General features: G+C 38.8%; 19 protein-coding genes, 1 tRNA gene, 2 rRNA genes and 1 pseudogene (1 of these 23 only partly in view). 20 read left to right on the forward strand and 3 right to left on the reverse strand.

Going from position 1 to position 24,320, the window contains the following annotated elements; genetic code table 11:
- Positions 1-40: 40 nt before the first annotated feature.
- Entirely contained in the window at positions 41-526 is a 486-nt protein-coding gene (locus E8M05_RS02445; RefSeq protein ID WP_117479654.1) for an S-ribosylhomocysteine lyase, read from the reverse strand.
- 150 nt (positions 527-676) lie between these two features.
- Here E8M05_RS02445 and E8M05_RS02450 point away from each other — a divergent pair, with 150 nt between their 5' ends.
- The 13 genes from E8M05_RS02450 (at position 677) to E8M05_RS02510 (ending at position 15,281) form a co-directional block, all read left to right on the forward strand.
- Complete coding sequence (locus E8M05_RS02450) at positions 677-2,284, forward strand: ribonuclease Y (RefSeq protein ID WP_048791287.1); 1,608 nt, start codon at positions 677-679, stop codon at positions 2,282-2,284.
- 253 nt (positions 2,285-2,537) lie between these two features.
- Positions 2,538-3,155 carry a guanylate kinase gene (gene gmk, locus E8M05_RS02455; protein WP_003063524.1) on the forward strand — a complete coding sequence of 206 codons (618 nt, stop codon included), beginning with the start codon at positions 2,538-2,540 and terminating at the stop codon, positions 3,153-3,155.
- A 22-nt stretch (positions 3,156-3,177) separates the two neighbouring features.
- Positions 3,178-3,492 (forward strand): DNA-directed RNA polymerase subunit omega, encoded by a 315-nt coding sequence (gene rpoZ / locus E8M05_RS02460; RefSeq protein ID WP_013851522.1) that lies wholly within the window; start codon positions 3,178-3,180, stop codon positions 3,490-3,492.
- A 121-nt stretch (positions 3,493-3,613) separates the two neighbouring features.
- The gene (locus tag E8M05_RS02465; protein ID WP_069789207.1) at positions 3,614-6,004 is read left to right on the forward strand and encodes a primosomal protein N'; all 2,391 of its coding nucleotides are present in this window, start codon (positions 3,614-3,616) and stop codon (positions 6,002-6,004) included.
- A gap of 60 nt (positions 6,005-6,064) precedes the next feature.
- A complete protein-coding gene (gene fmt, locus E8M05_RS02470; RefSeq protein ID WP_069789206.1) occupies positions 6,065-7,000 on the forward strand; it encodes a methionyl-tRNA formyltransferase in 936 nt (311 codons plus the stop codon).
- Positions 6,990-8,312 (forward strand): 16S rRNA (cytosine(967)-C(5))-methyltransferase RsmB, encoded by a 1,323-nt coding sequence (rsmB, locus tag E8M05_RS02475; RefSeq protein WP_069789205.1) that lies wholly within the window; start codon positions 6,990-6,992, stop codon positions 8,310-8,312. Before fmt ends, rsmB begins: the two co-directional genes overlap by 11 nt.
- Positions 8,313-8,349: 37 nt before the next feature.
- Positions 8,350-9,087 carry a Stp1/IreP family PP2C-type Ser/Thr phosphatase gene (locus tag E8M05_RS02480; RefSeq protein ID WP_003063530.1) on the forward strand — a complete coding sequence of 246 codons (738 nt, stop codon included), beginning with the start codon at positions 8,350-8,352 and terminating at the stop codon, positions 9,085-9,087.
- The gene (gene pknB, locus E8M05_RS02485; RefSeq protein WP_003063531.1) at positions 9,087-10,967 is read left to right on the forward strand and encodes a Stk1 family PASTA domain-containing Ser/Thr kinase; all 1,881 of its coding nucleotides are present in this window, start codon (positions 9,087-9,089) and stop codon (positions 10,965-10,967) included. Before E8M05_RS02480 ends, pknB begins: the two co-directional genes overlap by 1 nt.
- A gap of 94 nt (positions 10,968-11,061) precedes the next feature.
- The gene (gene liaF / locus E8M05_RS02490) at positions 11,062-11,757 is read left to right on the forward strand and encodes a cell wall-active antibiotics response protein LiaF (protein ID WP_003063532.1); all 696 of its coding nucleotides are present in this window, start codon (positions 11,062-11,064) and stop codon (positions 11,755-11,757) included.
- A complete protein-coding gene (locus E8M05_RS02495) occupies positions 11,754-12,779 on the forward strand; it encodes an envelope stress sensor histidine kinase LiaS (protein WP_013851526.1) in 1,026 nt (341 codons plus the stop codon). The genes liaF and E8M05_RS02495 overlap by 4 nt, the downstream gene beginning before the upstream one ends.
- The gene (locus E8M05_RS02500; RefSeq protein WP_013851527.1) at positions 12,763-13,407 is read left to right on the forward strand and encodes a response regulator transcription factor; all 645 of its coding nucleotides are present in this window, start codon (positions 12,763-12,765) and stop codon (positions 13,405-13,407) included. The genes E8M05_RS02495 and E8M05_RS02500 overlap by 17 nt, the downstream gene beginning before the upstream one ends.
- 117 nt (positions 13,408-13,524) lie before the next feature.
- On the forward strand, positions 13,525-14,925 hold the full coding sequence (locus E8M05_RS02505; protein WP_069789204.1) for a Cof-type HAD-IIB family hydrolase: 1,401 nt from the start codon (positions 13,525-13,527) through the stop codon (positions 14,923-14,925).
- On the forward strand, positions 14,925-15,281 hold the full coding sequence (locus E8M05_RS02510; protein WP_003063541.1) for a S1 RNA-binding domain-containing protein: 357 nt from the start codon (positions 14,925-14,927) through the stop codon (positions 15,279-15,281). The genes E8M05_RS02505 and E8M05_RS02510 overlap by 1 nt, the downstream gene beginning before the upstream one ends.
- Before the next feature lie 112 nt (positions 15,282-15,393).
- On the opposite strand, the gene cysK is transcribed toward E8M05_RS02510, so the two are convergent.
- Both cysK and E8M05_RS02520 read right to left on the reverse strand, forming a co-directional pair.
- Complete coding sequence (gene cysK / locus E8M05_RS02515; RefSeq protein WP_013851529.1) at positions 15,394-16,323, reverse strand: cysteine synthase A; 930 nt, start codon at positions 16,321-16,323, stop codon at positions 15,394-15,396.
- Between the two features lie 103 nt (positions 16,324-16,426).
- Positions 16,427-17,053 (reverse strand): YigZ family protein, encoded by a 627-nt coding sequence (locus tag E8M05_RS02520; protein ID WP_003063547.1) that lies wholly within the window; start codon positions 17,051-17,053, stop codon positions 16,427-16,429.
- Between the two features lie 55 nt (positions 17,054-17,108).
- Between E8M05_RS02520 and E8M05_RS02525 the strand changes: the two genes are divergently transcribed.
- From E8M05_RS02525 to E8M05_RS02555, 7 genes and pseudogenes are all read left to right on the forward strand, one after another.
- The gene (locus E8M05_RS02525) at positions 17,109-18,410 is read left to right on the forward strand and encodes an ATP-dependent helicase ComFA (RefSeq protein WP_003063550.1); all 1,302 of its coding nucleotides are present in this window, start codon (positions 17,109-17,111) and stop codon (positions 18,408-18,410) included.
- Positions 18,407-19,069, forward strand: a complete 663-nt coding sequence (locus tag E8M05_RS02530; RefSeq protein ID WP_003063553.1) for a ComF family protein — start codon at positions 18,407-18,409, stop codon at positions 19,067-19,069. Before E8M05_RS02525 ends, E8M05_RS02530 begins: the two co-directional genes overlap by 4 nt.
- A gap of 75 nt (positions 19,070-19,144) precedes the next feature.
- On the forward strand, positions 19,145-19,693 hold the full coding sequence (gene hpf, locus E8M05_RS02535; RefSeq protein ID WP_003063557.1) for a ribosome hibernation-promoting factor, HPF/YfiA family: 549 nt from the start codon (positions 19,145-19,147) through the stop codon (positions 19,691-19,693).
- 134 nt (positions 19,694-19,827) lie between these two features.
- Positions 19,828-20,511: pseudogene (locus tag E8M05_RS11395) on the forward strand (transposase); the annotation flags it as partial.
- Between the two features lie 680 nt (positions 20,512-21,191).
- Positions 21,192-22,740, forward strand: a 16S ribosomal RNA gene (locus tag E8M05_RS02545).
- Between the two features lie 55 nt (positions 22,741-22,795).
- Positions 22,796-22,868: transfer RNA gene (locus E8M05_RS02550), tRNA-Ala, on the forward strand.
- Positions 22,869-23,012: 144 nt separating this feature from the next.
- Positions 23,013-24,320 (forward strand): 23S ribosomal RNA (locus E8M05_RS02555); it runs 1,593 nt beyond the window's last position.
- Together the 16S and 23S rRNA genes with 1 tRNA gene alongside form the textbook arrangement of a ribosomal RNA operon.

Consider the following 24,320-nt stretch of genomic DNA (forward strand, 5'->3'; position numbering starts at 1 on the left):
CTTTTGTTATTAAAAAAGCCAGCTAAGCTGACTTTAATATTTAGATGACATGACGTTCAAATGGGGCGTCTGAAATACCGTCTTTTAAAATTAATTTTGCCCATTCTTTAGCGGTAAAAAGGCTATGGTCTTTATAGTTGCCGCAAGATTCAATGGTTGTTCCTGGAACATCTTCCCATGATGTTACGTTGGCAATTTCTTCTAAACTTGATTTGATAACTTTGGCGATTTCAGTTGTATTGTGTTTCCCCCACATAATCAAATGGAAACCAGTACGGCAACCAAACGGAGAGCAGTCAATCATTCCGTCAATTCGTTCACGAATAAGTTTAGCAAGCAAGTGTTCGATAGTATGTAAACCAGCTGTTGGAATAGCATTTTCGTTAGGTTGCACAAGACGAATATCAAAGTTTGAAATAACATCGCCTAGAGGTCCAGCTTCTTCTGAAATAAGGCGGACGTAAGGGGCTTTAACGATAGTGTGGTCAAGTTCAAAACTTTCCACAGTAACTTCTTTTTTAGACATAGTACACTCCTTTTTTGTTCCTTGTAAATATCATAACACAAATTTTAGTAAAACGCTTTACAATTTTAAATTGTGAAAAAGCTTATTTTATGATAAACTTAAAAGTAGCTTTCTATAGATGAAATCTAAAATTTTTATTGAGGTAAAAACATGCCAAATATTATTATCTTGATTGTTTTTGCCCTCATTGGTTTGATAGTTGGTTATGCGCTGATTTCAGTTAGACTTAAGTCTGCGAAAGAAGCGGCAGAACTCACTCTTTTAAATGCAGAACAAGACGCTGTTAATCTACGTGGTCAAGCGGAGTTAGAAGCTGAGCAAATCAGAAAAACAGCCGAACGAGAAAGTAAATCATATCGTAAAGAATTACTAATCGAGGCAAAAGAAGAGGCTAGAAAATATCGTGAAGAGATTGAAAAAGAATTTAAATCTGAAAGGCAAGAGTTAAAACAAATGGAAACTCGTTTGACAGAACGAGCTTCTTCTCTTGACCGCAAGGATGAAAACCTAACCAGCAAGGAAAAAGTGTTGGATAGTAAAGAACAAAGTCTAACCGATAAATCTAGACACATTAATGAGCGTGAAAAACAAATCGGAGAACTAGAAGAACAGAAAAAAGCAGAACTTGAACGCGTAGCGCTCATGACGATTGCTGAAGCGCGTGAAATTATTTTAACGGAAACAGAAACTAATTTGACGCACGAAATTGCTACTCGTATCAAAGATGCTGAACGTGAAGTCCGAGATAAATCTAGCAAACTTGCTAAAAATATTCTCGCGCAAGCTATGCAACGTATGGCAGGTGAATATGTTACTGAACAAACTATTACAACAGTTCACTTACCAGACGATAGCATGAAAGGTCGTATCATTGGACGTGAAGGACGTAATATCCGCACACTTGAAAGTTTGACAGGAATTGACGTTATCATTGATGATACCCCTGAAGTTGTTGTTCTTTCAGGATTTGATCCGATTCGTCGTGAAATCGCTCGAATGACTTTGGAAGCTTTGATTCAGGACGGACGTATTCACCCAGCTCGTATCGAGGAATTGGTTGAAAAAAATCGTTTGGAAATGGATAACCGTATTCGTGAATATGGTGAGGCTGCTGCATTTGAAATTGGAGCCCTTAACTTGCACCCTGATTTGATTAAAATTATGGGACGCCTGCAATTTAGAACATCATACGGTCAAAACGTCTTACGTCATTCTGTCGAAGTTGGTAAGATGGCAGGTATTCTCGCAGGGGAACTTGGTGAAAATGTGACGCTTGCTCGTCGTGCAGGTTTCTTGCATGATATGGGGAAAGCCGTTGACCGTGAGGTTGAGGGAAGCCACGTTGAAATCGGAACGGAACTTGCTCGTAAATACAAGGAAAATCCGATTGTCGTTAATGCCATTGCTAGTCACCACGGTGATGTAGAACCAGAAAGTGTTATCGCTGTGATTGTTGCAGCTGCAGATGCGCTGAGCTCAGCTCGTCCAGGTGCTCGTAACGAATCAATGGAAAATTACATCAAACGCCTTCGTGATTTGGAAGAAATTGCCACAAGCTTTGAAGGTGTCCAAAATAGCTATGCTTTGCAAGCAGGACGTGAAATTCGCATTATGGTGCAACCAACTAAAGTTTCTGATGATGAGGTAACAATCTTAGCTCACAAAGTTCGTGAAAAAATTGAAGGTAATCTTGATTACCCGGGTAACATTAAAGTTACCGTTATTCGTGAACTTCGTGCAGTTGATTATGCAAAATAAAACAATTTTTAAAGGAGGTGCTAATCTTAGCGCTTCTTTTTTAATCGATATTTATTTACTAAGAAATAGTTGCTGAAATTACTAGAACTTAAGTGGAATGTCTAACTAAGATTTAAACAGCATTTTTTATGCGGAAAGAGCCACGGAAGCTTTTAAAATTCCTTGAAAAATGGCTATGTTTTTGATACACTAGTTTGTAGTCTAATTGATAAAAAGCAAGTCTTAACTTGTAGTCTATAATAAGGAGAGTGGCATGACCGAACGTGGTTTGTTAATTGTTTTCTCAGGACCTTCTGGGGTTGGTAAGGGAACAGTTCGCCAAGAAATTTTTTCAACACCGGATCATAAATTTGAATATTCCGTTTCTATGACAACACGCCAAAAACGGCCAGGAGAAGTCGATGGCGTTGATTATTTCTTCCGAACTCGTGAAGAATTTGAGGAGCTTATTAAAAATGGTCAAATGTTGGAATATGCTGAATACGTAGGAAACTACTATGGCACACCACTGACTTATGTTAATGAAACTCTTGATAAGGGGATTGACGTGTTCCTTGAAATCGAAGTGCAAGGAGCGCTTCAAGTTAAGAAGAAAGTTCCAGATGGGGTGTTTATTTTCTTAACGCCACCTGATTTGGACGAATTAAAAGATCGTTTGGTAGGACGTGGTACAGATAGCGAGGAAGTTATCCGCCAACGTATCGAACGTGCTAAAGAAGAGATCGCTTTGATGCGTGAGTATGATTATGCTGTTGTTAACGATGAAGTGCCTTTGGCAGCTGAACGCGTTAAGCGCATTATCGAGGCAGAACATTTCCGTGTTGATCGTGTTATCGGACGATATAACGACATGATTAAAGATATTGATTAAAAAAGAGAAAAGAGAAAAAACTATGATGTTAAAACCTTCTATCGATACTTTGCTTGATAAAGTACCTTCAAAATATTCACTTTGCATTCTTCAAGCCAAACGTGCTCACGAACTTGAAGCAGGTGCTAAACCAACTCAAGAATTCAAATCTGTAAAAGCAACTTTACAAGCACTTGAAGAAATTGAGTCTGGTAATGTTGTGATTCACCCAGACCCAGAAGCTAAACGCACAGCTGTTCTTGCTCGTATCGAAGCAGAACGTCTAGTTAAAGAAGAAGAAGAACGTAAAATCAAAGAACAAATCGCTAAAGAAAAAGAAGAAGGAGAAAAAATCTAAGGTGTTTTATCTTAGATTTTTCTTGTAATAAATCATTGTGATAAGCTAGACAAACATTGGTCGCTATCATGATTATTCTTCTTTTTCATGGATAGCTAAGGACTAGATAGAAAGGAAATTTATGGTAAAAATTGCTCAGGTCATCGTTGATGTCCCACTTATGCAAACAGATAAACCTTTCTCTTACATCATTCCGAAAGATGTTGAAGACCAAGTGACCATCGGTTCACGAGTTCATGTCCCTTTTGGACGTGGTAATCGGCTTTTGCAAGGCTTTGTTGTCGGTTTTTCTGATACTTTTGATAATACTGTGACTGACTTAAAAGCTATTAGTGAAGTTTTGGATTTTGAGCCTGTGTTGAATGTAGAACAGCTAGAATTGGCAGAGCAGATGCGTCATACCGTGTTTTCTTATAAAATTTCCATTCTGAAATCGATGATTCCTAATCTGCTGAATTCGCAGTATGATAAACGTTTAACGCCTACAGAAAGCTTATCTAGCGAAGAACGTTTGGCATTGTTTGGTGAGAAAGAGAGCCGACTTTATTCGTCATTCACTGAGGAAGAAGCGAAAAAAGTCGCTCGCTTGGTTCAAGCAGGAAAAATTACCGTTGATTATTTAGCTAAAGATAAGAAAAATATCAAAACGGAAAAATATTATTACATTCAAGCTGAAAAAATGGCTGCCGCAGACATCTCCAATCGTGCTAAAAAAAGATTGGAATTACGTGATTATTTGTTAGAGCATCCTGAAGAAGGAAGACTGTCAGATTTGCATCATCTTTTTTCACGTGATGTTGTCAAATTTTTTGTGGATAATCAGTTGATAACTGTCCTTGAAAGAGAGAAAAAACGTTCAGACGCTTATTTTGATGTAGCAACAACAGATTTTCTTGATTTAAATGCTGAACAAGCGGCTGTCGTTGAACAAGTAACTAGCCAAATTGCTCAGGAAAGTAATCCGTTTTTACTGGAAGGTGTGACAGGTTCAGGAAAAACTGAAGTTTATCTGCATATCATTGACAAGGTTTTGAAACTCGGTAAAACAGCCATTGTCTTGGTGCCTGAAATTTCTTTGACACCACAAATGACCAATCGTTTTATTTCACGTTTCGGCAAGCAAGTGGCTATCATGCACTCTGCTTTGTCAGACGGTGAAAAGTTTGACGAATGGCGAAAAATCAAGTCTGGACAAGCACGTGTCGTTGTTGGGGCACGCTCTGCCATTTTTGTTCCTATTGAAAATATTGGTGCCATTATCATTGACGAGGAACATGAGGCGACTTACAAGCAAGAATCCAATCCGCGCTACCATGCGCGTGATGTGGCTTTGCTTCGTGCTAAATACCATAAAGCTGTGTTGTTAATGGGCTCTGCAACACCAAGTATCGAAAGCCGTGCTCGGGCTAGTCGAGGTGTTTACCAATTCCTACAATTGACACATCGTGCTAATCCTATGGCAAAGATTCCAAAAGTTGAAATTGTCGATTTTCGCGATTATGTCGGGCAGCAAGAGGTTAGCAACTTTACTCCGTATCTCTTAGAAAAAATTGCTGACCGCTTAGAAAAAAATGAGCAAGTCGTGCTCATGCTCAATCGTCGTGGTTACTCTAGTTTTATCATGTGCCGTGATTGTGGCTATGTTGATGAATGTCCAAATTGCGACATTTCCTTGACGCTGCATATGGATACCAAAACCATGAATTGTCATTATTGTGGTTTTGAAAAATCCATTCCACACACTTGTCCGAATTGTCATAGCCGTAGTATTCGGTATTATGGAACAGGAACACAGAAGGCTTATGATGAACTCGTGGAAGTTTTTTCACAAGCTCGTATTTTACGAATGGACGTTGATACCACACGTCAAAAAGGGGCTCATCAACGTATTTTGGATAAGTTTGGCAACCATGAAGCCGATATTTTACTTGGCACACAAATGATTGCTAAGGGACTTGATTTCCCAAATGTTACTTTGGTAGGAGTTTTAAATGCGGATACGTCTTTAAATTTACCTGATTTTCGTTCTTCTGAACGCACATTCCAATTGTTGACACAAGTTGCAGGGCGTGCAGGACGTGCAGAAAAAGAAGGTGAGGTTCTTATCCAGACTTACAATCCACAGCACTATGCTATTCAGCTAGCACAAAAGCAAGACTACGAGGCATTTTACGCTTATGAAATGGGAATCCGTAGGCAATTAGCTTATCCGCCTTATTATTTCACGGTCGGATTGACCTTATCACATAAAGATGAGCAGACCGTTGTCCGTAAATCATTTGAACTCTTGCAATTATTGCGCCAGCAATTATCAGATAAAATCAAAATTCTCGGTCCGACACCAAAACCGATTGCCAGAACGCATAATCTTTATCATTATCAAATTATCGTTAAATATCGCTTTGAGGACAATTTAGAGAATGTCTTGAACCAGATTTTAGATCTGACACAATTACCAGAAAATAAAGATTTACGCTTAGTCATTGACTATGAGCCACAAAATTTCATGTAGCGGATGACTATGCTATAATAGAGAAAATTTAAGTAAGAAAATCCTTTGAGAGGAACTGAAATGACAAAATTAATTTTTATGGGAACACCTGATTTTTCAGCGGCTGTTCTAAAAGGTTTGCTAGATGATAGCAACTACGACGTCCTAGCGGTGGTAACGCAACCTGACCGTGCTGTTGGACGCAAAAAAGAAATCAAAATGACACCTGTTAAGGAAGTTGCATTAGCACATAATTTACCAGTTTATCAACCTGAAAAAATGTCTGGTTCAGAAGAAATGGCAGAGCTGATGACTTTGGGTGCTGATGGCATTGTGACAGCTGCGTTTGGTCAATTTTTACCAACCAAATTGCTTGATTCTGTTGATTTTGCGGTCAATGTTCATGCTTCGCTTCTTCCCAAATACCGTGGCGGTGCACCAATTCACTATGCAATCATTAACGGAGAAGAAGAAGCTGGCGTGACAATCATGGAAATGGTTAAGAAAATGGATGCTGGTGATATGATTGCCAAGGCTTCAACACCGATTACTGACGATGATAATGTTGGAACAATGTTTGAAAAATTGGCTGTTATTGGACGTGATTTGTTGTTAAAAACATTACCAGATTACATTGCAGGCAATATTAAACCAGAACCGCAAGACGAAAGTAAAGCCACTTTCTCACCAAATATTACACCAGAAGAAGAACGCATTGACTGGAATAAATCAGCACGTGATGTCTTTAATCACATTCGTGGCTTGTCCCCATGGCCAGTAGCTCATACCCTTCTTGACGGCAAACGTTTCAAGATTTATGAAGCTACTTTAGCTGAAGGTCACGGAAAACCAGGTGAAATTATCGAAAAAGGTAAGAAATCACTTGTCGTAGCAACAGGTGACGGGGCAATTTCGCTTAAAACAGTGCAACCAGCTGGGAAGCCACGCATGAATATTGTTGATTTCCTTAATGGTGTAGGACGTAAGCTCGAAGTAGGTGACCTTATTGGCGAATGATTGGAAAAATCAGGCACGTGGTTTAGCGCTTCTTGTCCTTGAAAATGTCTTTGAAGACGGAGCTTATTCTAATATTGCTCTTAATCAAGAATTAAGCCATACGACATTATTGCCAAAAGATAAGTCTTTAGTGACAGAAATCGTTTATGGAACAGTTGCACGAAAAATTACCTTAGAATGGTATCTTGCTCATTACATTAAAGACCGTGATAAGTTAGATTTTTGGGTTTATTACCTATTAATGTTGAGCCTTTATCAGCTCTTGTATCTTGATAAAATTCCTGCCCACGCTGTGGTAAATGACGCGGTTAACATTGCTAAAAATCGTGGTAACAAAAAAGGTGCAGAAAAATTTGTCAACGCTGTTCTAAGACGTTTTACCAAGGAAGAATTACCAAATCCTGAAACGATTAAACGTAAGAATAAACGTTACTCTGTTCTTTATTCATTGCCAGTTTGGTTAGTCAAAAAATTAATTGATCAATTCGGCGAAGAACGCGCGGTAGCTATTATGCAAAGCCTTTTTGTCCGCAATAAGGCAAGTATTCGTGTGACAAATCTTGATAAATTAGCTGATATTAAAGCTGCGACTGGTGCAGAGCAATCTATCTTATCGCCAGTTGGTTTGGTGAAAACATCAGGACATTTTGCTGGGACAGATTATTTTGCTAATGGTAATATCACAATTCAAGATGAATCTAGTCAACTAGTTGCTCCAACGCTCAATATTCAAGGAAATGAAGACATTTTAGATGCCTGCGCTGCCCCAGGTGGCAAGACAACTCATATGGCTTCGTATTTAAAAGAAGGACACATCACAGCGCTCGATTTATATGACCATAAATTAACGCTTGTCATGGATAATGCCAAGCGTCTGCGTGTCGCTGATAAAATCAGCACACAAAAAATGGACGCCACAACCGTTCATGAGCATTTTGCACCAGATTCTTTTGATAAGATTTTGGTAGATGCCCCTTGCTCAGGAATCGGCTTAATCCGCCGTAAACCGGACATTAAGTACAATAAAGAAAATCAAGATTTCTCAGCTCTGCAAGAAATTCAACTGCAAATACTTGATAGCGTTTGTCAAACGTTGCGTAAAGGTGGTATAATAACTTATAGCACTTGTACAATTTTTGATGAGGAAAATTTCCAAGTTATTCATAAATTTTTAGAAACTCATCCAAATTTTGAACAAGTAAAACTGAGTCATACGCAAGAAGATATTGTTAGAGATGGATGTATTACAATTACCCCAGAACAATATCAGACAGACGGGTTCTTTATAGGACAAGTCAAACGTATCTTGTAATCTCAAGGAGGAAACTGACACAGTCAGAAGAAAAACTATGAAAATTTCACTTGTAACTGATATCGGACAAAAACGTTCAAACAATCAGGATTTTATTAACAAATTTGATAATAAAAACGGCATTACTTTGGTTATTTTAGCAGATGGCATGGGTGGTCATCGTGCAGGAAATATTGCTAGCGAAATGACTGTTACAGATCTTGGACGTGAGTGGATTAATACCGATTACACTGAGTTAAGTCAGATTCGTGATTGGCTTTTAGTGACATTAGAAGCTGAAAATCGCAAAGTCTATGAACTCGGTCAAACTGATGAGTATAAAGGTATGGGAACAACAGTAGAAGCCTTGGCAATTGTTGATAACAATGTCATCTATGCTCACGTTGGGGATTCACGCATTGGTTTGCTCCACCAAGGAGAATACCAATTGTTGACAAGTGATCACTCTTTAGTTAATGAACTGGTAAAAGCTGGTCAGTTGACTGAAGAGGAAGCTGCAAATCATCCTCAAAAAAATATCATTACACAGTCTATTGGACAAGCAAATCCTGTTGAGCCAGATTTAGGTGTTCAGGTACTTGAAGAAAATGACTATCTTATTATTAACAGTGATGGTTTAACTAATATGATTACCAATGACGAAATTGTTAGCATTTTAAGTCAAGATAAAAATCTTGATGACAAGAACAATGAATTGGTTACTCTTGCTAACGAACGTGGAGGTCTTGATAACATTACCATTGCTTTAATCCACGCCGAAAGTGAGGAAGCTTAATGATTCAGATTGGCAAATTATTTGCTGGTCGTTATCGGATCCTCAAATCTATCGGACGGGGTGGAATGGCAGATGTTTATCTGGCAAAAGATCTCATTCTTGATAATGAAGAAGTGGCCATTAAGGTGCTTCGGACGAATTATCAGACTGATCAAATTGCCGTAGCGCGTTTCCAACGGGAAGCGCGTGCCATGGCAGAACTGAACCATCCAAATATCGTCTCGATTCGTGATATTGGAGAAGAAGACGGACAGCAATTCTTAGTAATGGAATATGTTGATGGATCGGACTTGAAAAAATACATTCAAGATCATGCTCCGCTTTCTAATAATGAAGTTGTTAGAATCATGGAAGAAGTCTTATCTGCGATGACTTTGGCGCATCAACAAGGGATTGTTCACCGTGATTTAAAACCACAAAATATCTTATTAACCAAAGATGGAACTGTTAAAGTTACTGACTTTGGTATCGCCGTAGCCTTTGCCGAAACAAGTTTAACGCAAACCAATTCAATGCTAGGTAGTGTGCATTATTTATCGCCTGAACAAGCACGTGGTTCAAAAGCGACTGTTCAAAGTGATATTTACGCTATGGGGATTATGTTGTTTGAAATGTTAACAGGTCACATCCCATATGATGGCGATTCAGCTGTTACCATTGCGCTTCAACATTTCCAAAAACCACTTCCTTCTATCATTGATGAGAATAAGAATGTTCCACAAGCACTAGAAAATGTTGTTATCAAGGCGACTGCAAAACGTTTAAGTGACCGTTATGCGTCAACTTTTGAAATGAGTCGTGATTTGATGACGGCACTTTCTTACAACCGTAGCCGTGAACCTAAACTTGTTTTTGAAGATACTGAAAATACAAAGACACTTCCAAAGGTAACAACATCAACATCTGTTCCTTCAACGACAGAACAACTCTTGAAGAAACAAAAAGCAGCTAAAGAAGATAAAGTAGCAACAGAAAACCAAGCGACTAAAGCTAAAACAAAGAAGAAAAAATCACGTCGTATGTTCGGCACGTTAATGAAAATCTTTTTTGCAGTTGTGATTGTAGCTATTGCTATCTTTACTTACTTGACGTTGACCTCACCATCAACCGTGAGTGTTCCAGATGTTGCTGGCTCTAGTTTATCAGAAGCAAAAACAACGATAAAATCATCAGGTCTTAAAGTTGGAACCGTTCATAAAGTATCAAGTGATACCGTTGAGAGTGGTTACGTTATTAAGACAAGTCCAACTGCTGGTTCATCGAAAAAAGAAGGGTCATCAATTGATATTTACGTATCAAAAGGCTCATCAGGATTCAAGATAAAAGACTATACAGGTCAAGATTATCAAACAGCCGTTAAAGATTTGGTTAATAATTACGGTGTTTCAGAGTCGCAAATTGAGATTGAAGAAGTCTCAACGTCAGACTATGACGAAGGTGTTATCATCAGTCAAACGCCTAGTGAAGGTGAAACCTTTAAGGTAAGTGGTGATGATAAGATTACCTTTAAAGTAGCCACAGAAAGTACAGTGACAATGCCGAATTTGACAGGCTATACTTATTCAGAAGCTATTGCTGCCTTAACAGCTCTAGGCGTGTCAAGTTCACATATTACGGTTTATCAAGCCGACCCAAATTCTTCTACGGGTTATGTGCAAGTAAGCTCACCATCTTCAACAGCAACTATCACTGCTCAAACACCTTACTATGGTGAAACGTTAAGTGGTAACGTGATACTTTACCTAGCAGCTGATGAAGAAGAAAGCTCACAGGCGCCATCGTCATCAAGTTCAGAACCCTCTGAATCAAAAGAATCAAGTTCATCAAGTAGCAGTACGGATGATAGTAGCTCATCAACAGAATCAAGTAATGAACAATAACTTAAAAGTCCAGGATAACTTCCTGGACTTTTAAGTTATAAACCTGCAATTTTGGTAGCTTTTTGGTAAAATACAGAAAAAGAAAGGGTATGATATGAGGAAAGTTCAGTTTTTTGTCATCGTAGAAACGATTTTGCTTGTGATGGGTTTGATGACTATCATGGCAAATAATCTATCAAGTTTTATTCTTATTCTTGTTTTGATTTTGTTGGCGCTACGATTTTATGATCAAGATAAACGGAATAATTTTTTATTGACCATTGGTCTTGTTCTTTTATTTTTAATTTTTATGCTTAATCCTTATATTATCATGGCGGTAGTATTAGGCGTTGTTTACGTTGTTATCAACCATTTTTCACAAGTTAAGAAAAAAAATCGCTATGCTTTGGTACGTTTTCGTGAGGAAGAATTAAAGGCAAAGCCTGTCCGTAATCAATGGATTGGAATGGATACGCACGATAGTGATTTTTATGCGTTTGATGATATTAATATTATCCGTTTGACAGGAAGTGATACGATTGATTTAAGCAATGTCATTGTAACTGGAAAGGATAATGTCGTTGTCATTCGAAAAGTTTTTGGCCCAACAAAAATTTTGGTGCCTATTGATGTTGCCGTGAAATTAGATGTTAGTGCGATTTACGGTAGCGTTCGGTACTTTGATTTTGAAGAATATGATTTACGTAATGAATCGTTAAAATTATGGCATAGTGAAGACGAAGAGTATTTAAAAGCAGTGAAAATTATCGTTAGTACGCTTGCTGGAGATGTTGAGGTGGTGCGCAAATGAAAAAACATCATTTTATATTATTTATTCTTTATGCGAGTATTATTATCATCTCAATCGTTATCGTTGTTTTGGATAGTTTAAATCTGCATCTGAAAAATCTTATCACAGATTTTTGGATGGGAGAACAATTTGTCTTTTCAATTGTCTTTTTGATTCTAGCAGTAACGATTTTATTGCTTTTGCTTTGGGTTATTTTAGATGATAACAGCAAACGTGGCATCAACCAAAACTTACGCCGTATTTTGAATAATCAGCCTATCACTCTAGACGAAGATACAGAAATCAATACGAATTTATCGCGTTTGTCTAAAAAAATGACGCATTTGACAAATAGCTTGCAAAATACAGAAAATAGTCGCATTCTAAACAGTCAAGAAATTGTTGAGCAAGAACGAAAACGAATTGCGCGTGACTTGCATGACACGGTTAGTCAAGAATTATTCGCTTCTTCGATGATCCTTTCAGGCGTGTCTGCTAATCTTGACCAAATTGAAAAAGAGCAATTAGAATTTCAATTGACGGCTGTTGAAAGCATGCTACAAAATGCTCAAAAAGATTTGCGAATTTTGCTATTGCATTTACGACCAACAGAATTAGAAAATAAAACCCTTTCAGAAGGTTTTGATATCCTCTTGAAAGAATTGACAGATAAGAGTAGTATAGAGGTTGTTTATAAGAAAAATATCGGTCAACTACCTAAGAAAATAGAGGATAACGTTTTTCGAATTGCACAAGAATTCATTAGTAATACCCTTAAACACGCTAAAGCTAGTTGTTTAGAGGTTTATCTAAATCAAACAGAAACCGAGCTGCAGCTTAAAATGGTCGATAACGGTGTCGGTTTTGATATGGATGAAAGTCATGATTTAAGTTATGGTATTAGTAATATTGAAGAACGTGTTGATGATATGGCTGGAACAGTTACATTGCTGAGTCAAAAAGGTAAAGGAGTATCAATGGATATTCGTTTGCCACTGGTAAAGGGAGGAAACGAGGAGAAAGAAGATGACCCAGAAAATTAAAATTATCCTAGTTGATGACCATGAAATGGTACGTTTAGGGTTAAAAAGCTTTTTGAATTTGCAACCAGATGTTGAGGTGGTCGGCGAAGCTGGAAATGGTTTAGACGGTATTAATTTGGCTTTAGAATTAAAACCAGATGTGGTTGTTATGGATTTGGTAATGCCAGAAATGAGCGGTGTCGAAGCGACATTGAAGCTTCTGGAAGAATGGAAAGAAGCTAAGATTCTTGTCTTAACATCTTACCTTGATAATGAAAAAATTTATCCTGTCATTGAAGCAGGTGCTAAAGGTTATATGTTAAAAACATCTAGCGCAGCAGAAATTTTAAATGCCATTCAGAAAGTTGCACGTGGTGAGTTAGCTATTGAAACAGAAGTCGATAAAAAAATCAAAGCTCATGATATGCAACCAGAATTGCATGAAGATTTGACAGCGCGTGAACGTGATATTTTGAGATTACTTGCTAAAGGGTATGATAACCAAACTATTGCTGATGAGTTATTTATCTCACTAAAGACCGTCAAAACACACGTTTCAAATATTCTAGCTAAGTTAGAAGTCGATGACCGTACACAAGCAGTCGTTTACGCCTTTAAACATCATTTAGTACCGCAAGATGACGAATAATGATATAATATAACCATGATTTTTCTTTGATTTTTTATTAGAAAGGAAAATGGGAAAGTGATGCCACTTTATGGAAAATGAGATTCTGATGATCATTTTCTTTCCCATAATTTTCAGATGGATGTAAAAACTAAATACAAGGCTAAAAAAACTAAAATTGTCTTTTTTGACATTGATGACACCTTGCGCGTAAAAGCAACAGCCTATATGCCAGAATCAATTAAGTATGTTTTTAAAAGCTTAAAAGAAAAAGGTATCATGACTGGGATTGCAACCGGGCGTGCCCTTTATGGCGTTGTGCCAGAAATTCGCGCTCTAGAGCCTGATTATTTTGTGACGATTAATGGTACATATGTCATCGATAAAAAAGCAACGGAAATTGTTAATGATCCGTTGCCACGAGACATTGTCGAAAAATACGTTGCTTGGGCTAAATCAGAAGGAATTGAATACGGTTTTGCTGGAAAAGATAAACCAGTTGTTTCAGCTCGTTGTGACCTAATCGATGACGCAATGATACCAATATACGGTGTCTGCGACGTTGAGCCTGATTTCTATTTGACAAATGATGTTTATCATATGTGGACCTTTACGGAAAATAATGCTCAGTTGCAATTACCTGATGAATTAGCCTCAGAAATTCGTTTAGTCCCTTGGCATGAACATTCATCTGATGTTGTCAAAAATGGTATTTCTAAAGCTTCAGGTGTTGCACATGTTCTAGAAAGTCAAAACTTAAAACCAATCAATGCCATGATGTTTGGTGATGGTCCAAATGATATGGAAATCTTTGATTATGTTGGCTTGAAGATTGCTATGGGCAATGCAGTCCCTGAACTCAAAGAAAAAGCAGATTTTGTAACAAAAACAGTAGAAGAAGATGGCATTTTATATGCTTTGGAGGAACTCGGTTTGGTAGAAAAACAATTAAATTTTCCACAAGTTGACTTAACAACAGTTGAAGGTCCAGTTGCGACAATCAAAACTAATCACGGTGATATGAAGATTCAACTCTTCCCAGAACATGCACCAAAAACAGTTGCAAACTTTATTGCCTTGTCAAAAGATGGCTACTATGACGGTATTATTTTCCACCGCATTATCCCTGAATTTATGATTCAAGGTGGTGACCCAACTGGTACTGGTATGGGGGGACAATCTATCTATGGCGATAGCTTCGAAGATGAATTCTCAGAAGAACTTTATAACGTTCGTGGGGCTCTTTCAATGGCTAATGCTGGACCAAATACAAACGGCAGTCAGTTCTTTATCGTTCAAAACAGCAAAATTCCTTATGCTCAAAAAGAATTAGAACGTGGTGGCTGGCCAAAACCAATTGCAGAATTTTATGCGACAAATGGTGGAACGCCACACTTGGACCGTCGCCATACCGTATTTGGCCAAATCATGGACGACGATTCATACAAAGTTTTAGATGAAATTGCTAACGTTGAAACTGGCGCTCAAGACCGCCCAGTTGAAGATGTCGTTATCGAAACAATTGAGGTAGTGGACTAATGAGAATTGGCGACAAAATCACTGGAACAATAACAGGTATAAAACCTTATGGTGCCTTTGTCGCATTAGATAATGGGACAACAGGTCTTATTCATATTTCAGAAATTAAAACAGGTTATATTGAAAACATTTACCAATTACTCAGTGTTGGTGAAAAAGTTTTAGTCCAAGTTGTTGATTTTGATGAATTTACGCAAAAAGCAAGTTTATCTCTTCGCACACTGGAGGAAGAAAAACATCACTTACACCGTCGTCACCGCTTTTCAAATAGCCATCTAAACATTGGCTTTCAACCATTGGCGGACAATTTACCAAAATGGACAAAAGAAAGCCTAGAATTATTGACGAAAGAATAATAAAAATCCTATCACAGCGACTGTGATAGGATTTTGCTTTTATACATAGATAGTTATTTTAATGATAGAGGAGAGAAATGTAACCTAAGGAAAGTTAACATAATTGGTGACATTAGTCGTTAAAATCATAAAGAGATGTTGAAAGGTAACGTTCACCGTTATCTGGGAGAAGTGCGAGAACTTTTTTACCTTTACCAAGTTCTTTTGCTTTTTCAATAGCTGCATAAATAGCTGCACCAGAAGAAATACCAGCAAGGAATCCTTCTTTTCCACCGAGATTACGGCTAGTAATGATAGCATCGTCAGAAGCTATACGAATAACACCGTCATAAGCTTTGGTGTCAAGAGTGTCAGGGATGAAACCAGCTGAAATACCTTGGATTTTATGTGGACCAGGTTTTTCACCAGAAAGCACGGCAGATTCATCAGCTTCAACAGCATAAACTTGAACGTTAGGATTAGCTTTTTTAAGAGCATGAGAAACACCTGAAACTGTTCCACCAGTACCAACACCAGAAACAAAGGCATCAAGACCCGTCGGACCAAACGCTTCGATAATTTCAGTACCTGTTGTATCTTCGTGCACAGCAGGGTTAGAAGGGTTAGCAAATTGAAGAGGCACCCAACCATTTTTTTCTTCAGCAATTTCTTTTGCTTTTTCAATAGCTCCTTTCATTCCTTCACTTCCAGGAGTTAAAACGAGTTCAGCACCATAAGCTTGAATAATTTTGCGACGTTCAACACTCATTGTTTCAGGCATAACGATAATCACTTTGTAGCCTTTAGCTGCGCCAACCCATGCAAGACCAATTCCTGTATTTCCAGAAGTTGGTTCAACAATAATATCACCTGGTTTGATTGTGCCTGCTTTTTCAGCATCTTCAATCATACGAAGGGCAATACGGTCTTTGACAGAAGAACCAGGGTTGAAAGCTTCGATTTTAACATAAACATCAGCAGCATCTTCAGGGACAATGTTGTTAAGTTTTACGATTGGTGTATTTCCAATTAATTCAGTAATTGAATTGTAAATTTTTGACATATGTTCACCTCTTATTGATTTAAAAATTTATAGATAAAAGTATATGCCTAATCAATTCCTTTGTAAAATACATATTTCTTATCAAGGTGATAAAAAAATACTATCACAAGGGAACTTCGACAATTTTTGAACCTGATTTAGTAAAGTCAACTTTGCCTTGGTAAAATTCAATTAAACGCCCACTAACTTCTTTGACATTGTCAGGGTCAAGGTAAATATAGGTTGTGACATTTTCAAGAAATTCTGTATCAAATTCTTGCAGGTTTTCAGCCTGTAAAAAGTTAGCAAAGGTTTGGTATTTAGGATAAGAAAGGGTGATTTTGAGCCCCTCTTGCTCTTTTACCTCAACTAGACCAATTTCCTTGAGAGCATTAGCAACACTGCCTGAATAAGCCCGAATAAGCCCACCAGCACCTAATTTAATCCCACCAAAATAACGTGTCACAACGGCAACAACGTTGGTCAAGCCTTGTTTTTCTAAAACAGTTAGCATTGGAACACCAGCAGTTCCACTTGGCTCACCATCATCGCTAGAACGCTTGATTTCAGCATGTTCACCAATAATCATAGCCGAGCAAGAATGTGTTGCTTTATAATGTTCTTTTTTGATTTGTGTAATGAATTGACGCCCCTCTTCCTCTGTGTCAACTCGTTTTAACTGACAGATAAAGCGTGACTTTTTTATTTCTTCTTCAAAAATACCATCATTTTTAATCGTTTTATAGTTCATACCAAAATTTTACAAGATTTTAAGCTATTTAGCAAAATTTTCGAATAAATAAAGTATGGATAAACTGAATAATTATTATGGAAGACTATTTACACAAGCTCAACTTTCGGATGCCTTAAAAAAGCAGGCTAAACAGTTGCCGGCAATGACAAAATTAAATCATCATTATATTTGTAATCGTTGTGGTAGTCAAGTGTCTTTACAAAATAAACTTCAAACAAACGTTTTTTATTGTCGAAATTGCCTTGTTTTTGGAAGAAATACGAGTAATGGACATCTCTATTATTTTCCACAAAGACGTTTTTCTAAAAAAGATTCTCTTATTTGGAAAGGAAAATTGACCCCTTACCAAGATGATGTTTCAAAAGGGATGTTAGAAGGCATTGATGCTAAGAAAGACCTACTTATTCATGCTGTTACAGGTGCTGGAAAAACAGAAATGATTTACCAATCTGTATCCAAAATAATTGATGACGGTGGTTGTGTTTGCCTAGCAAGTCCGCGAATTGATGTTTGTCTGGAGCTTTATAAACGCTTGTCACGTGATTTTTCGTGTCTGATTACATTGCTTCATGGAGATTCTGAGCCCTACAAACGTGCCCCTTTAATCATTGCCACAACACATCAACTTTTAAAATTTTACCAAGCTTTTGATTTGTTAATTATTGATGAAGTTGATGCCTTTCCATTTGTGGATAATGCCGTGCTTTACCATGCTGTTGATAGAGCTATCAAACCTAATAGAACCAAGATTTTTTTAACAGCGACATCAACAGATGAATTAGATAAAAAAGTAAAAACAGGAACTCTGACTAAATTGCACCTTGCTCGACGATTTCATGCCAATCCATTAGTTGTGCCACAAAAAATCTGGTTGTCTGGCGTTTTATCCAATATGCAAAAGAAGAAAATTCCCCAGAAATTAATAAATCTTATAAAAAAACAACGTCAAACCCACTATCCTTTGCTAATTTTCTTCCCAAATATCGAACAAGGAGAAGCCTTTACTCAAATTTTACAGACCTATTTTTCAGAAGAACAAATCGCTTTTGTGTCTAGTAAAACAGAAAATCGCTTAGACATTGTAGAAAAATTTAGGAGACAAGAACTTTCTATTTTGGTGACAACAACCATTTTAGAACGTGGTGTCACTTTCCCTTGTGTAGATGTCTTTGTATTGCTTTCCAATCATAGATTATACACCAAAAGCACGCTAGTTCAGATTTCAGGGCGAGTTGGGAGAGCAGCAGAGCGTCCAACAGGAGAACTGTTATTCTTGCATGACGGTAGTACCAAAGAAATGAGGAAAGCTATTGCTGAAATTAAAGCGATGAATAAAAAAGGAGGATTTGCATGATTTGCCTGCTCTGCGGACAAGAATTTTCCAAAAAAGAACAATTTTTAAACCTTATCTTAATGAAAAAAGATGACAATGGCGTGTGTCTGGAGTGTCAAAAAACATTTGAAAGAATAGGAGATGTTCATTGCCCAACCTGCTGCCGAACTGGATTTTCTCAGCAATGTCCAGATTGTCAAGCGTGGGAAAAACAACATCATCACGTATCTCATGAAGCGCTTTTTACCTACAATTCTTCAATGAAAGATTATTTCTCAAAATATAAATTTCAAGGAGATATTCTTTTAAGTCACGTTTTTTCAAAAGAAATCAAACAAGCATTAAAAAAATATAAAAACTACACCTTTGTTCCAGTTTCCATAAGTCCAAAACGGCTAAAAGAAAGACAATTTAACCAAGTAACAGCACTTTTACAAGCAGCTAAAATCCCCTACGAAGACTTACTAATCAAGAGAGAAATCAGTAAACAGTCCGATAAAACACGAAAAGAGCGCCTAGAAACTCTCAATCCTTTTTCTTTAAAAAATGTTTCAAAGGTGCCAGAAAATGTCTTGATTATCGATGATATTTACACAACTGGCGCCACTTTAAAGGGAATATATCAACTTTTCTATGAAACTGGAGCCAAAAATGTAAAAAGTTTTACGATTGTGCGGTAAATGCTTGCAAATTTTCATGAAAGCAGTATAATAAAAGAGTAAAGAAAGCGCTTTATAGCGAGAAAGAGGTGTTTTATGATTAAATATAGTATTCGTGGAGAAAACATCGAAGTAACTGATGCTATCCGTAACTATGTCGAATCAAAACTCGGAAAGATTGAAAAATACTTCCATGCTGAACAAGGTTTAGACGCTCGCGTTAACCTTAAAGTTTATCGTGAAAAAACTGCCAAAGTTGAAGTAACTATTTTAGTTGATTCTATTACGCTAAGAGCAGAAGATGTCTCACAAGATATGTATGGTTCAATTGATTTGGTAACTGACAAAATTGAACGTCAAATCCGTAAAAACAAAACTAAAATTGCTAAAAAGCATCGTGAAAAATTACCAGCTAGTCAAATTTTTACAAGTGAATTCGAAGCAGAGCCTGTGGAAGAAGGACCAGTAGTAAAAGTTGTTCGTACGAAACACGTTAGTCTAAAACCTATGGATATTGATGAAGCGCTTCTTCAAATGGATCTTTTAGGACATGACTTCTTTATCTACACAGATGCGGAAGACGGTGTTACAAACGTTCTTTATCGTCGTGAAGACGGTGAACTTGGCTTAATTGAAGCAAAATAATTTACTAACAAATCTGAAATCCGCTATTATACGGATTTCAGACTGAAGACAAAGCCTCTTGGAAACAACAGTTTCTAAGGGCTTTTTGTATGGAGTAATATAGATAGAGATAATAACAACCTAGAGGTGATCCTATGTTCCATAAAGAAAATCCAGCCTATAATCGTAAGCAAGTTGTAGATGATTTGGTGCAGAAGAGCATTTGTTACGCTAGAGTGGGTGTGTGATTGACTTTTCTTTTATTTATGAGTTGGTAGCAGACGAAGCAGGTTGTCCCAGTCTCGACCCTATGAGGGTTATCAAAAATACTTTAATTCAATGCCTCTTTTTAGGGCATTCGATGCGCCAAATTATTAAAGAGATTGAGATCAATATGCCTTATCGTTGGTTTTTAGGATTAACATTAAAAAATAAGGTTTCTCATTTCACCACTTACAGTAAAAAACTACAGTTGGTGTTTTCACGATAAACAAGTGATTGAAGCAATGTTTAGTTAGGTCTTAGGAGGGCGTATCAATACAGGTTTAATTGAGCTAAGTGAGATTTTTGTGGAGGGTACTCATATCAAAGCAGCTGCCAATAATCACAAATACATCAATCAAGAAGTTGACCAACACTAAATTCATGGCGGATTAGCTTGAACTTGAAATCAATCGCGACCGTGAGAAACATGCAAAAAAGTGGCTAGGGGTCGCCAACGAAAAAAGCCCGAGAATAAAAAAGTTTCAACGTTCGCCCTAGAAAGCGACTGGTTTCATAAAGGCGACCATAAACAAGTCTTTGCTTATGATGCTCAAGTAACCTGTGATAAGCATGGCTGAGCGTTAGCTTACCGAACGAATAACTATCAAGGGAATAGTGACGATTGAACTGCACCCCAAACGTTAGATTTTATGCCCAACTTTTGAGGTATAGTACACAGGATAGTCTTTTTTATTTACCTAAACTTCTTGATATTAGGGCTATTCAAGCGAAAAAGTTTCAAAATAAGAAAAGACAAACCAAAGAAATGAGGTTCATCCTCAGTCTGATTTTTTTATTAAGTTTAAAATATCAATAATAATCTGCATTTTTAAGTGTTAATTTAGGGTATGTAAGATAAGTTTTAGTCCCTAAGAGTCTGAAAAACACCAAAAAAGATATTGACAAAACAGGTCATGAAATGATAAGCTGTTATGGCTGTCAATTGAGCAGAAAGTTTATCAGCAATCAAGAATTGCAACCTTGAAAGTTTTTTGAAAAAGAAGTTGACAAAGTAAGTTTGAGATGATACACTAATATAGCTGTTGTCCGAGATGTTCAGCAGTAATCAGATTGAAACAGATTTGAAGAAAACTTTAAAAAAGTAGTTGACAAGCTGTTTTAGATTTGATAGAATATAGAAGTTGTCTCACGAGAGACAAAGACCTTTGAAAACTGAACAAGACGAACCAAACGTGCGGGTTGAGAAATCGACCTGTTAAGAAATAAATCTGTCAGTGACAGAATGAGAACAAGATTAAATGAGAGTTTGATCCTGGCTCAGGACGAACGCTGGCGGCGTGCCTAATACATGCAAGTAGAACGCTGACTACTTTAGCTTGCTAGAGTAGAAGGAGTTGCGAACGGGTGAGTAACGCGTAGGTAACCTGCCTACTAGCGGGGGATAACTATTGGAAACGATAGCTAATACCGCATAACAGTGTTTAACACATGTTAGATGCTTGAAAGATGCAATTGCATCACTAGTAGATGGACCTGCGTTGTATTAGCTAGTTGGTGGGGTAACGGCCCACCAAGGCGACGATACATAGCCGACCTGAGAGGGTGATCGGCCACACTGGGACTGAGACACGGCCCAGACTCCTACGGGAGGCAGCAGTAGGGAATCTTCGGCAATGGGGGCAACCCTGACCGAGCAACGCCGCGTGAGTGAAGAAGGTTTTCGGATCGTAAAGCTCTGTTGTAAGAGAAGAACGTGTGTGAGAGTGGAAAGTTCACACAGTGACGGTAACTTACCAGAAAGGGACGGCTAACTACGTGCCAGCAGCCGCGGTAATACGTAGGTCCCGAGCGTTGTCCGGATTTATTGGGCGTAAAGCGAGCGCAGGCGGTTTAATAAGTCTGAAGTTAAAGGCAGTGGCTTAACCATTGTTCGCTTTGGAAACTGTTAAACTTGAGTGCAGAAGGGGAGAGTGGAATTCCATGTGTAGCGGTGAAATGCGTAGATATATGGAGGAACACCGGTGGCGAAAGCGGCTCTCTGGTCTGTAACTGACGCTGAGGCTCGAAAGCGTGGGGAGCAAACAGGATTAGATACCCTGGTAGTCCACGCCGTAAACGATGAGTGCTAGGTGTTAGGCCCTTTCCGGGGCTTAGTGCCGCAGCTAACGCATTAAGCACTCCGCCTGGGGAGTACGACCGCAAGGTTGAAACTCAAAGGAATTGACGGGGGCCCGCACAAGCGGTGGAGCATGTGGTTTAATTCGAAGCAACGCGAAGAACCTTACCAGGTCTTGACATCCCGATGCTATTTCTAGAGATAGAAAGTTTCTTCGGAACATCGGTGACAGGTGGTGCATGGTTGTCGTCAGCTCGTGTCGTGAGATGTTGGGTTAAGTCCCGCAACGAGCGCAACCCCTATTGTTAGTTGCCATCATTTAGTTGGGCACTCTAGCGAGACTGCCGGTAATAAACCGGAGGAAGGTGGGGATGACGTCAAATCATCATGCCCCTTATGACCTGGGCTACACACGTGCTACAATGGTTGGTACAACGAGTCGCAAGTCGGTGACGGCAAGCAAATCTCTTAAAGCCAATCTCAGTTCGGATTGTAGGCTGCAACTCGCCTACATGAAGTCGGAATCGCTAGTAATCGCGGATCAGCACGCCGCGGTGAATACGTTCCCGGGCCTTGTACACACCGCCCGTCACACCACGAGAGTTTGTAACACCCGAAGTCGGTGAGGTAACCATTTAGGAGCCAGCCGCCTAAGGTGGGATAGATGATTGGGGTGAAGTCGTAACAAGGTAGCCGTATCGGAAGGTGCGGCTGGATCACCTCCTTTCTAAGGAAAAACGGAAGCACGTTTGGTAGTCTTGTTTAGTTTTGAGAGGTCTTGTGGGGCCTTAGCTCAGCTGGGAGAGCGCCTGCTTTGCACGCAGGAGGTCAGCGGTTCGATCCCGCTAGGCTCCATTGAATCGAAAGATTCAAAGTGATTGTCCATTGAAAATTGAATATCTATATCAAATTCCACAATTAGAAATAATTGTAGAAAGTAACAAGAAATAAACCGAAACGCTGTGATTTAATGAGTTTAAGGTCAATAGACCAAAATAAGGTTAAGTTAATAAGGGCGCACGGTGGATGCCTTGGCACTAGAAGCCGATGAAGGACGTGACTAACGACGAAATGCTTTGGGGAGTTGTAAGTAAACATTGATCCAGAGATGTCCGAATGGGGGAACCCGGCATGTGAAGCATGTCACTCATTACTGTTAAGGTAATGAAGAGGAAGACGCAGTGAACTGAAACATCTAAGTAGCTGCAGGAAGAGAAAGCAAACGCGATTGCCTTAGTAGCGGCGAGCGAAACGGCAAGAGGGCAAACCGATGTGTTTACACATCGGGGTTGTAGGACTGCGTTGTGGGACGCAAGATTATAGAAGAATTACCTGGGAAGGTAAGCCAAAGAGAGTAATAGCCTCGTAATCGAAATAATCTTAAACCCTAGCAGTATCCTGAGTACGGCGAGACACGAGAAATCTCGTCGGAATCCGGGAGGACCATCTCCCAACCCTAAATACTCTCTAGTGACCGATAGTGAACCAGTACCGTGAGGGAAAGGTGAAAAGCACCCCGGGAGGGGAGTGAAATAGAACCTGAAACCGTGTGCCTACAACAAGTTCGAGCCCGTTAATGGGTGAGAGCGTGCCTTTTGTAGAATGAACCGGCGAGTTACGATATGATGCGAGGTTAAGTTGAAGAGACGGAGCCGTAGGGAAACCGAGTCTTAATAGGGCGCTTTAGTATCATGTCGTAGACCCGAAACCATGTGACCTACCCATGAGCAGGGTGAAGGTGAGGTAAAACTCACTGGAGGCCCGAACCAGGGCACGTTGAAAAGTGCTTGGATGACTTGTGGGTAGCGGAGAAATTCCAAACGAACTTGGAGATAGCTGGTTCTCTCCGAAATAGCTTTAGGGCTAGCGTCGATGTTAAGTCTCTTGGAGGTAGAGCACTGTTTGATTGAGGGGTCCATCCCGGATTACCAATATCAGATAAACTCCGAATGCCAATGAGATATAATCGGCAGTCAGACTGCGAGTGCTAAGATCCGTAGTCGAAAGGGAAACAGCCCAGACCACCAGCTAAGGTCCCAAAATATATGTTAAGTGGAAAAGGATGTGGGGTTGCACAGACAACTAGGATGTTAGCTTAGAAGCAGCTATTCATTCAAAGAGTGCGTAATAGCTCACTAGTCGAGTGACCCTGCGCCGAAAATGTACCGGGGCTAAAACATATTACCGAAGCTGTGGATACCTATTATAGGTATGGTAGGAGAGCGTTCTATGTGTGAAGAAGGTGTACCGTGAGGAGCGCTGGAACGCATAGAAGTGAGAATGCCGGTATGAGTAGCGAAAGACAGG

Origin of the sequence: Streptococcus pasteurianus (genome assembly GCF_004843545.1) — a bacterium.
GTDB classification, from domain to species: Bacteria; Bacillota; Bacilli; order Lactobacillales; family Streptococcaceae; genus Streptococcus; species Streptococcus pasteurianus.